General features: G+C 72.2%; 5 protein-coding genes and 1 pseudogene. 2 read left to right on the top strand and 4 right to left on the bottom strand.

The window, feature by feature from the left end; translation table 11 throughout:
* Positions 1–908: IS4 family transposase (locus tag ABD198_RS30085; protein WP_344007825.1), on the top strand; the 908-nt coding region annotated here is incomplete at its 5' end.
* A 403-nt stretch (positions 909–1,311) separates the two neighbouring features.
* On the opposite strand, the gene ABD198_RS30080 is transcribed toward ABD198_RS30085, so the two are convergent.
* The 4 genes and pseudogenes from ABD198_RS30080 to rpe all read right to left on the bottom strand — a co-directional run bounded on the left by ABD198_RS30080 (position 1,312) and on the right by rpe (position 5,883).
* Entirely contained in the window at positions 1,312–2,754 is a 1,443-nt protein-coding gene (locus tag ABD198_RS30080) for a GuaB1 family IMP dehydrogenase-related protein (protein ID WP_344007823.1), read from the bottom strand.
* 753 nt (positions 2,755–3,507) lie between these two features.
* Positions 3,508–3,835 (bottom strand): annotated as a pseudogene (locus ABD198_RS30075) (barstar family protein).
* 40 nt (positions 3,836–3,875) lie between these two features.
* Positions 3,876–4,919 carry a sugar-binding transcriptional regulator gene (locus tag ABD198_RS30070; protein WP_344007821.1) on the bottom strand — a complete coding sequence of 348 codons (1,044 nt, stop codon included), beginning with the start codon at positions 4,917–4,919 and terminating at the stop codon, positions 3,876–3,878.
* A 277-nt stretch (positions 4,920–5,196) separates the two neighbouring features.
* Positions 5,197–5,883, bottom strand: a complete 687-nt coding sequence (gene rpe, locus ABD198_RS30065; protein ID WP_344007819.1) for a ribulose-phosphate 3-epimerase — start codon at positions 5,881–5,883, stop codon at positions 5,197–5,199.
* 152 nt (positions 5,884–6,035) lie between these two features.
* Here rpe and ABD198_RS30060 point away from each other — a divergent pair, with 152 nt between their 5' ends.
* On the top strand, positions 6,036–8,174 hold the full coding sequence (locus ABD198_RS30060; RefSeq protein ID WP_344007817.1) for an MMPL family transporter: 2,139 nt from the start codon (positions 6,036–6,038) through the stop codon (positions 8,172–8,174).
* Positions 8,175–8,338 lie beyond the last annotated feature (164 nt).

The following is an 8,338-nucleotide window of genomic DNA, read 5'->3' as shown; positions in this document are numbered from 1 at the left end:
GGGCCCTGTTCGCCCGGGTGTGCCGGCCGGTGGCGGTCGCGCGGACGCAGGGTGCCTGGTATCGGCGGTGGCGGCTGGTCGCGGTCGACGGCACGGTCTTCGATGTTCCGGACACCGCGGCGAACGCCCAGTGCTTCGGGCGTCCCGGTACCAGTCGTGGGCAGGGCCGCAGTGCGTATCCGCAGGCGAGGGTGGCGGCCTTGGCCGAGTGCGGCACCCATGCCGTGTTCGCGGCCGAGGTCGGACCACTCAAGGTCCACGAGACCGCTCTGGCCCAGCGGCTGTTCCCCGCGCTGACGAAGGGCATGCTTGTGCTCGCCGACCGGGGCTTTTGCGGTCTCGACCTGTGGCGGGCGGCGAAGGCGGGCGGCGCGGACCTGCTGTGGCGGGTCCGCAGCACCGTGGTGCTGCCGGTCCTGGAGACCCTCGCCGACGGCTCCTACCTGTCGGAGATCGTCGCCGCGCGGGACCACTACCGGCGCGCGGACCCCGAGCGGGTGCGGGTGATCGAGTACACCCTCGGCCCACGCGGCGGTGACGGCACCGTCTACCGGCTGATCACCACCATCCTCGACCCCGAGCAGGCACCGGCCGAGGAGCTTGCCGCCCAATATGCCCAGCGGTGGGAGATCGAGAGCACCCTGGACGAGATCAAGAACCACCAGGGCGTCCCGGGGCTGGTGCTGCGTTCCCAGCACCCACGCGGCGTCGAACAGGAGATCTTCGCGTTTCTGCTGGTCCACCACGCGCTGCGGGACCTGATGCACCAGGCTGCCCTCAAGGCCGGGCACGATCCCGACCGGATCTCCTTCACCCGCACCCTTCGCGTCGTCCGCCGCCACGTCACCGGGCAGGCGGCGCTTTCCCCCCTCGCGACTGGCCCGGTCCATCACCCAGAGCCTGCGTGAGATCACCGAACGGCTGCTGCCCGCACGGCGGTTGCGCTCCAACCCGCGTGTGATCAAACGCAAGATGTCCAACTGGGCCCTCAAACGAGCCGAGCACCACAGCCCACCACGGCCACACCCCCCGACGGTCCGGCTGGTCGGGCCAACCAGAGCCACCTCGACCAGCCGGAAAACGACCTAAATCACCGGTATTGCACCTAGGGCGTTGCTCCTGAAATGCAGCAACCTTGCAACCCCCCGCAAGATCATTGCGTTCCTCGGGGCAGGCCGGAATTTCGTTGCACAGGAGCTTTCGACCATTGCACGCAGGCCCCCGGACCAGGGTTTTCGCGCCGTATGGCGAAGGCCCCCGGCCTCCCCGCCTGCATGGGGCGCCGAGGGCCTCGAAAGGGCGCGTCGGTGATCAGTTCCAGCTGGCGTGCAGCGGCTTGCCCTCGGCGTAGCCGGCGGCGCTCTGGATGCCGACGACCGCCTTCTCGGCGAACTCCTCCAGGGTCGCGGCACCGGCGTAGGTGCAGGCGGAGCGGACGCCCGCGATGATCGAGTCGATCAGGTCCTCCACACCCGGACGCTCCGGGTCGAGGAACATCCGGGAGGTCGAGATGCCCTCCTCGAACAGCGCCTTGCGGGCGCGCTCGTAGGCCGACTCGTCCGAGGTGCGGTTGCGCACGGCGCGCGCGGAGGCCATGCCGAAGGACTCCTTGTACGGACGGCCGTCGGCGTCGTGCTGGAGGTCGCCCGGGGACTCGTAGGTCCCGGCGAACCAGGAGCCGATCATCACGTTGGACGCACCGGCCGCGAGCGCCATCGCCACGTCGCGCGGGTGCCGGACGCCGCCGTCGGCCCACACGTGCTTGCCGTACTTCTTCGCCTCGGCGGCGCACTCCAGCACCGCGGAGAACTGGGGCCGGCCGACGCCGGTCATCATGCGGGTGGTGCACATGGCGCCGGGGCCCACACCGACCTTGACGATGTCCGCGCCCGCCTCGATCAGGTCGCGCACGCCCGCGGCGGCGACCACGTTCCCGGCGACGACCGGGACCTGCGGGTCGAGGTCGCGGACCAGCTTGAGCGCGTTGATCATCGTCTCCTGGTGGCCGTGCGCGGTGTCGATGACGAGCGTGTCGACGCCGGCCTCCAGCAGCTGCCTGGCCTTGCCCGCCACGTCGCCGTTGATCCCGACGGCGGCGGCGATGCGGAGCCGGCCCTGCGCATCGGTGGCCGGCGTGTACAGGGTGGCGCGCAGGGCGCCCTTGCGGGTCAGGATGCCCGCCAGACGGCCGCTCGCGTCCACGGCGGGGGCGTAGCGCCGGTTGGCGCCGTCGAGGGTGTTGAACGCCTCGCGCGGGTCCATGCCGGCGTCGATGAGCAGCAGGTCGCGGGACATGACCTCGCTGAGCTGCGTGAAGCGGTCCACGCCGGTGAGGTCCCGGTCGGTGACCACGCCGACCGGCCGGTGGTTGTCGTCCACCACCACGCCGGCGTTGTGCGCACGCTTGGGCAGCAGGGCGAGAGCGTCGGCGACGGTCTGGTGGGGGGCCAGCACGATCGGCGTGTCGAGCACCAGATGGCGGCTCTTGACCCAGGCCACCACCTCGGTGACGACCTCGATCGGGATGTCCTGCGGGATGACCACCAGGCCGCCGCGCCGGGCCACCGTCTCGGCCATGCGGCGGCCGGCGATGGCGGTCATGTTGGCGACCACGAGCGGGATGGTGGTGCCCGTGCCGTCCGGGGACCTGAGGTCCACGCCCTGCCGGGAACCGACCGCGGAGCGCTTCGGCACCATGAAGACGTCGTCGTACGTCAGGTCGTACGGGGGCTGGATGTCATTGAGGAAACGCACGTGCTGCACATCCCAGTCGATCAGAGGCGGCCCCCGGGCAGGTCAGCCAGGGGGAGGAAAGAGCACGTACTTCATTCTCCCATGGGGCACCCCCCAACAGCCCCGGGCGAATCGTCCGAGCAGGTCAGCCCCTCCTTGGAGAAACGTCCAGACGCCCTGTTCCGGGGGCCGGCACGGCCCCTGCCGGGCCGGGTGGCCCGCCCCGCCTGGGCTGGGTGCGGCGAGCCAGGCGCGGGCCGACCGGTGCGAGCCTGCGGGTCGGTCGCTGGTTCGTGGGCGACGCCCCGCGAAGACGGACCCGCGCAGGCGTTCGCCCGCCGGGACGACGGTGACAATCCACGGAACGGGCTTGGCCGACGCGTCCACCGAACCACGTGCGCAAGCCGCTGAATGAACCGTGCAGGCGCCTGACCAGGACGACGGTGACGGGCCACGGAATGCGCCAAGGTGGCGCGTCCGCCGCACCGCGGGGACCCAAGGGCCGGACGGAGCCGACGTGCGGGCCGCGCGCGACAAGCCGCGGAACGGCCCAAGCGGGCGTGCCGCCCGGCCACCAGCGGCGAACCGGGACGAACCGCGGGGGCGTCCGCCGGAACGACGGTGACCCGCCCCCGACGAGCCGAGCGGGCGCGGCCGCCGGGCCGGGGGTGAAGGCCCGCTGGACGAGCCGCGCGGGCATGGCCGCCGACCCACCGGCGGCGAGCAGCTGCCGGGGCGGCCTGACATGGGGTCCGGCGAATCGCGGGGTGCGGGTCAGCCGGGGCCCAGCGTGATGAAGAGGCCGGCGGTGCGGTCCGTGGCCTCGGCGAAGATTTCCTCGGCCACCTGCCACTCGTCGGGGTGCGCTTCGGCGTACTCCCGCTCCCGCCAGCCGCGCACGACGAGCAGCAGGCCCCGATCCAGCGCCTCCGCGGGCCACACCGTGCGGTCGGCCAGGGAGTCGGCGAGGGCGTCCCAGTTGCGTCCGAACCAGTCGGGCAGGCGGGAGCGTCTCGGCGCAGCGGTCCATCAGGCCCGCCTTGTCCGTCACCCCTCCGAGGTCGAGGGTGATGACGGTCCGCCCCGCCGGGTCCCGAGTCACGCCCTGCCCCTCTCCGCCTGCCGGTGCCGCACGAGCGTTGTCAGATCCCGTCCGGGTCGGCCCGGTTGAGCGCCGGCTTGGGCGGCGCACCGGTGGTCATCAGGTAGTCGGCGGCCGAGGTGTCCGTCACCAGGCTGGTGACCAGCCCCGAGCGCAGCACCGCGTCGATCGCGGGCCCCTTGCGCTGGCCGCCCGCGATCGCCACGACCTCCGGGATGCGGCGGAGCTGGTCGGCCTTGACCGTGATGCACCGCTCCTGCAGATCCCGGCCGACCCGGCGCCCCTCCGCGTCGAAGAGGTGCGCGGACATCTCGGCGGCGACCCCGAGGGAGGCGTAGTGGGCCCGCTCCTCGTCGCTGAGCATGTCGTGCACGGTGGAGATGCCCGGCTCCCAGGACCCGATGGAGACACAGGCGACGGTGACCTTGTCGAAGTACTCGAAGGCCCGCGCGATCCCCGTCTGATTGCGCAGCGCCGCCGCGGTGGCCGCGTCCGGCAGCAGCATCGGCGCATAGATGGGGTGCGCGTCGCCGCCCGAGACCTGCGCCGCGCGACGTACCGCCTCCACCGAGCCGCGCTCGGCCGTCCCGGCGTCGTACACGCCCGTCAGCTGCACCACCGTGCACGGCGGCAGGCGGTCCAGGGCCGCCGCCATGTGGATGGTGGACCGGCCCCAGGCCAGACCCAGCACATCCCCTTCGTTGACCAGCTCGCCGAGCAGGTCGGCGGCCACCTCTCCCAGGTTCTCGGGGTCGGGTGTCTCCTCGGCCTCGGCCGGGGACTCGACCACGACGGCGTGCCTGAGGCCGTAGCGGGCGCGGAGCGCGTCGGAGCGCTCGGCGTCCAGTTCGGCCGGCACACGGATCTCGATCCGTACGAGATCCCGTTCGAGGGCGGTCTCCAGGACCCGGGCCACCTTGAACCGGCTGACGCCGAACTCCTCGGCGATCTGGATCTTGGACTTGCCCTCGAGGTAGAAGCGGCGGGCCATGGCCGCCGCCTGCACCAGCTCAGCGGGTCCCATCCGCATGGCTGACCGGCCCGCCGACATACCCGACACGGCGATCTCCTCACTGCTGTTCACACTCTGGATTCGCCGTTCATCCTTGCAGATCCGGCGCGCTTGATCAGCCCTGCTGGGAGCCGTTCACGTTCCCGACGCTCAGGCGCCCTGGCTAGGGCCTTTCGTTTGGATCAGCCTGGGGGACATCGTGGGCCCATGTCAGCACCGGTGAGCGGGGTCTGGTGCGTGCAGCTGCAAGGCGGAGGAGGGCGCCGATGCGGAGCATCGGCAACCGACGACAACGCCGCAGATGCGCGTGCCGGACCCCGCGTCCGCGGGCTGATCCGAACGACAGGCTCTAGTGGCCGCATGCCCAGGACGCCTTGGCGGTGGCGGCCTCGGCCTGATTGCGCAGTGCACGTACCGCCTCGGCCGGGTCCGACGCGCCGTACACGGCGCTGCCCGCGACGAAGACATCGGCGCCGGCGTCGGCGCACTGCTCGATGGTGGACGCCGACACCCCGCCGTCGACCTGGAGCCACAGCTCCAGCCCGTGCTTGTTGATCAACTCGCGGGTGCGGCGAATCTTGGGAAGCATGATGTCGAGAAAGGCCTGTCCCCCGAAGCCCGGCTCGACGGTCATGACCAGCAGCATGTCGAGCTCGGGGAGCAGGTCCTCGTACGGCTCGACGGGCGTGGCCGGCTTCAGCGCCATGGAGGCGCGGGCGCCCTTGGCCCGGATCTCCCGGGCGAGCCGGACCGGCGCGGCGGCGGCCTCGACGTGGAAGGTGACGGACCCGGCCCCCGCCTCGACGTACTGGGGTGCCCACCGATCGGGGGCCTCGATCATCAGATGGCAGTCCAGCGGAGTGTCCGTCGCCCGGGCGAGCGATTCCACGACCGGTACGCCGAGGGTGAGGTTGGGGACGAAATGGTTGTCCATGACGTCGACGTGGAGCCAGTCGGCCCCTCGCACCGCCTCCGCCTCGGCGGCGAGGTTGGCGAAGTCGGCGGACAGGATGCTGGGGTTGATCTGCACGGGCATGCCTCAAGCGTGCCATGCGCCCGGGGGGTTGCGTGCGGGGGTCCCGGGCGGGGACGGTGGGGCGTCGGCCCAGGCGTACATCCCCCGGGGCCGGCCGGGGCGCGTCGCGCAGTTCCCCGCGCCCCGCACTCGGCGTTGCCGCGGAGGTGGCGATGACAGCGAGCCGGGGTGTCGGCCACCTGGTGTGCGGGCGGCGGACGAAGTGGCTGGTGCTGGGGTTCTGGGTGGTGGTGCTGTTCGTGATGGCGCCGTTCGCCCAGAAGCTGACCGACGCGCAGGACAACGACGCGGCCTCCTGGCTGCCCGGGTCGGCCGAGTCGACGCAGGTGCTGGAGATCTCCGAGGACTTCCGGCCCGAGCAGATCCCCGCGATCGTGATCTACGCGCGGGACAGCGGGCTGACCGCGGCGGACCGGGAGCGGATCGCCGAGGACGTGACGCATCTGAAGGAGCTGCGCGCGCACGGGATCATCGGCGACCAGACGCGCGGCCCGGTGTTCGACCGGCAGACCGATCCGCGGGCGGCGCAGGTCTTCGTGCCGATCACCATGGACGAGAAGGGCTGGGAGCGGATCGCGCCCGCCGTCGACTCCATCCGGGAGGAGGTGGGCTCCAGCACCGGCGGGCTCGCCGTCCATGTGACGGGCCCGGGCGGCACCTCCGCGGACTTCTCCGAGGCCTTCGAGGGCATCGACTCCACCCTGCTGTTCGCGGCGATGGGCGTCGTCATCGTCATGCTGCTCATCACCTACCGCAGCCCGGCCCTGCTGCTGGTGCCGCTGGTGTCGGTGATCTCAGCGCTGTTCACGGCGCAGGCGCTGATCTACTTCCTGGCGGAGTACGGGGGCCTGACGGTCAACGGGCAGAGCGCCGGCATCCTCACCGTGCTGGTGTTCGGCGCCGGCACCGACTACGGGCTGCTGCTGGTCGCCCGCTACCGGGAGGAGCTGCGCCGCCACGAGGACCGGCACGAGGCGATGGCGCTGGCCCTGCACCGGGCGGGTCCGGCGGTGATCGCCTCCGGCGCCACCGTGGTGCTGAGCATGCTGGTGCTGCTGGCGGCGGAGATGAACTCCACGAGCGGTCTGGGACCGGTCGCCGCGATCGGTGTGGCCGTCGCCCTGCTGGCGATGCTGTCGCTGTTCCCGGCCCTGCTGGTGATCTTCGGCCGGTGGATGTTCTGGCCGGTGATCCCGCACAACGGCGACCCGGACCCGACCGAGCGGGGCGTGTGGGCCCGGATGGGCCGCCGCATCGCCCAGCGCCCGCGCATGGTCTGGGCCGTCACCGCGGTGGTGCTGGCGATCTGCTCGCTGGGGCTGGTGCAGCTCCGCGCGGAGGGCATCAGCAACGCGGACTCCTTCACCGACACCCCGGACTCGATCACCGGTCAGCGGGTCTCCGCGCGCTACTTCCCGGCCGGCAGCGGCGATCCGCTGGTGATCGTCAGCAACCAGGCCCAGGCCGAGCAGGTGGGCCGCGCGGTGGCCGCGACGGAGGGCGTCGTCCCGCAGTCGCTGGGGCTGCCGCCGGGCGCGAAACCCTCGTTCGAGGGCAAGGTGCTGTTCGAGGCGACCATGACCGCGCCGTCGGACAGCGAGGCGGCGAAGGAGACGGTCGAACGGGTCCGGGACGCCGTGCACGCGGTGCCGGGCGCCGACGCCAAGGTGGGCGGCGGCACGGCGGCGCTGCTCGACATGGAGGCGGCGACCACCCGCGACAACGTCGTGATCATCCCGTTGGTCCTGGTGGTCGTGCTGCTGATCCTGTGCAGCCTGCTGCGCGCCCTGATCGCTCCGCTGCTGCTGATCGCGACGGTGATCCTGTCGTTCACGGCGGCGCTCGGGCTGAGCGCGCTGGCCTTCCGGTACGTGTTCGACTACGCGGGCGAGTCGACCGACTTCCCGCTGTTCGTCTTCGTGTTCCTGGTGGCCCTCGGCATCGACTACAACATCTTCCTGACCACGCGCATCCGCGAGGAGGCCGCCCGGCAGGGCACCCGGGAGGGCGTGGTCACCGGTCTGGCCACCACCGGCGCGGTCATCACCTCGGCGGGCCTGGTCCTCGCGGGCACCTTCGCGGCGCTCGGCACCCTGCCCATGGTCGCCTTCGCCGAGATCGGCTTCGCGGTCGCCCTGGGCGTGCTGCTGGACACCTTCGTCGTGCGCTCGGTGCTGGTCACCTCGCTGTTCCTGGACGTGGGCCCGAAGGTGTGGTGGCCCCACCGCCTGGCCCGCGAGGACGGCGGCGGCGAGGTGCGTCCGCCTCGGGTGGAGGCCGGCGGCGGATGAGCGGGAGCGTCGGCGGCCGCGTGGGCCGGGGGGCGGACGGACGTCAGCGGCGCTCGTCCGCGGCGGGTGAGCCGAAGGCCCGGACGCCGGCGTCCGTCGTCGGCAGCACGCAAGCCGGAGGCACGGACGCCGGCAGGCCATCGTCGGCAGCACGCAAGCCGGAG

The organism is Streptomyces thermocarboxydovorans (assembly GCF_039524635.1).
Taxonomy (GTDB): Bacteria; Actinomycetota; Actinomycetes; order Streptomycetales; family Streptomycetaceae; genus Streptomyces; species Streptomyces thermocarboxydovorans.
This window is presented reverse-complemented; position numbering and strand designations above follow the sequence as displayed.

Excerpts from the sequence above, each read along its gene's own strand:
- rpe (WP_344007819.1), bottom strand. The coding sequence starts at position 5,883 with ATGCCCGTGCAGATCAACCCCAGCATCCTGTCCGCCGACTTCGCCAAC.
- ABD198_RS30060 (WP_344007817.1), top strand. The coding sequence starts at position 6,036 with ATGACAGCGAGCCGGGGTGTCGGCCACCTGGTGTGCGGGCGGCGGACG.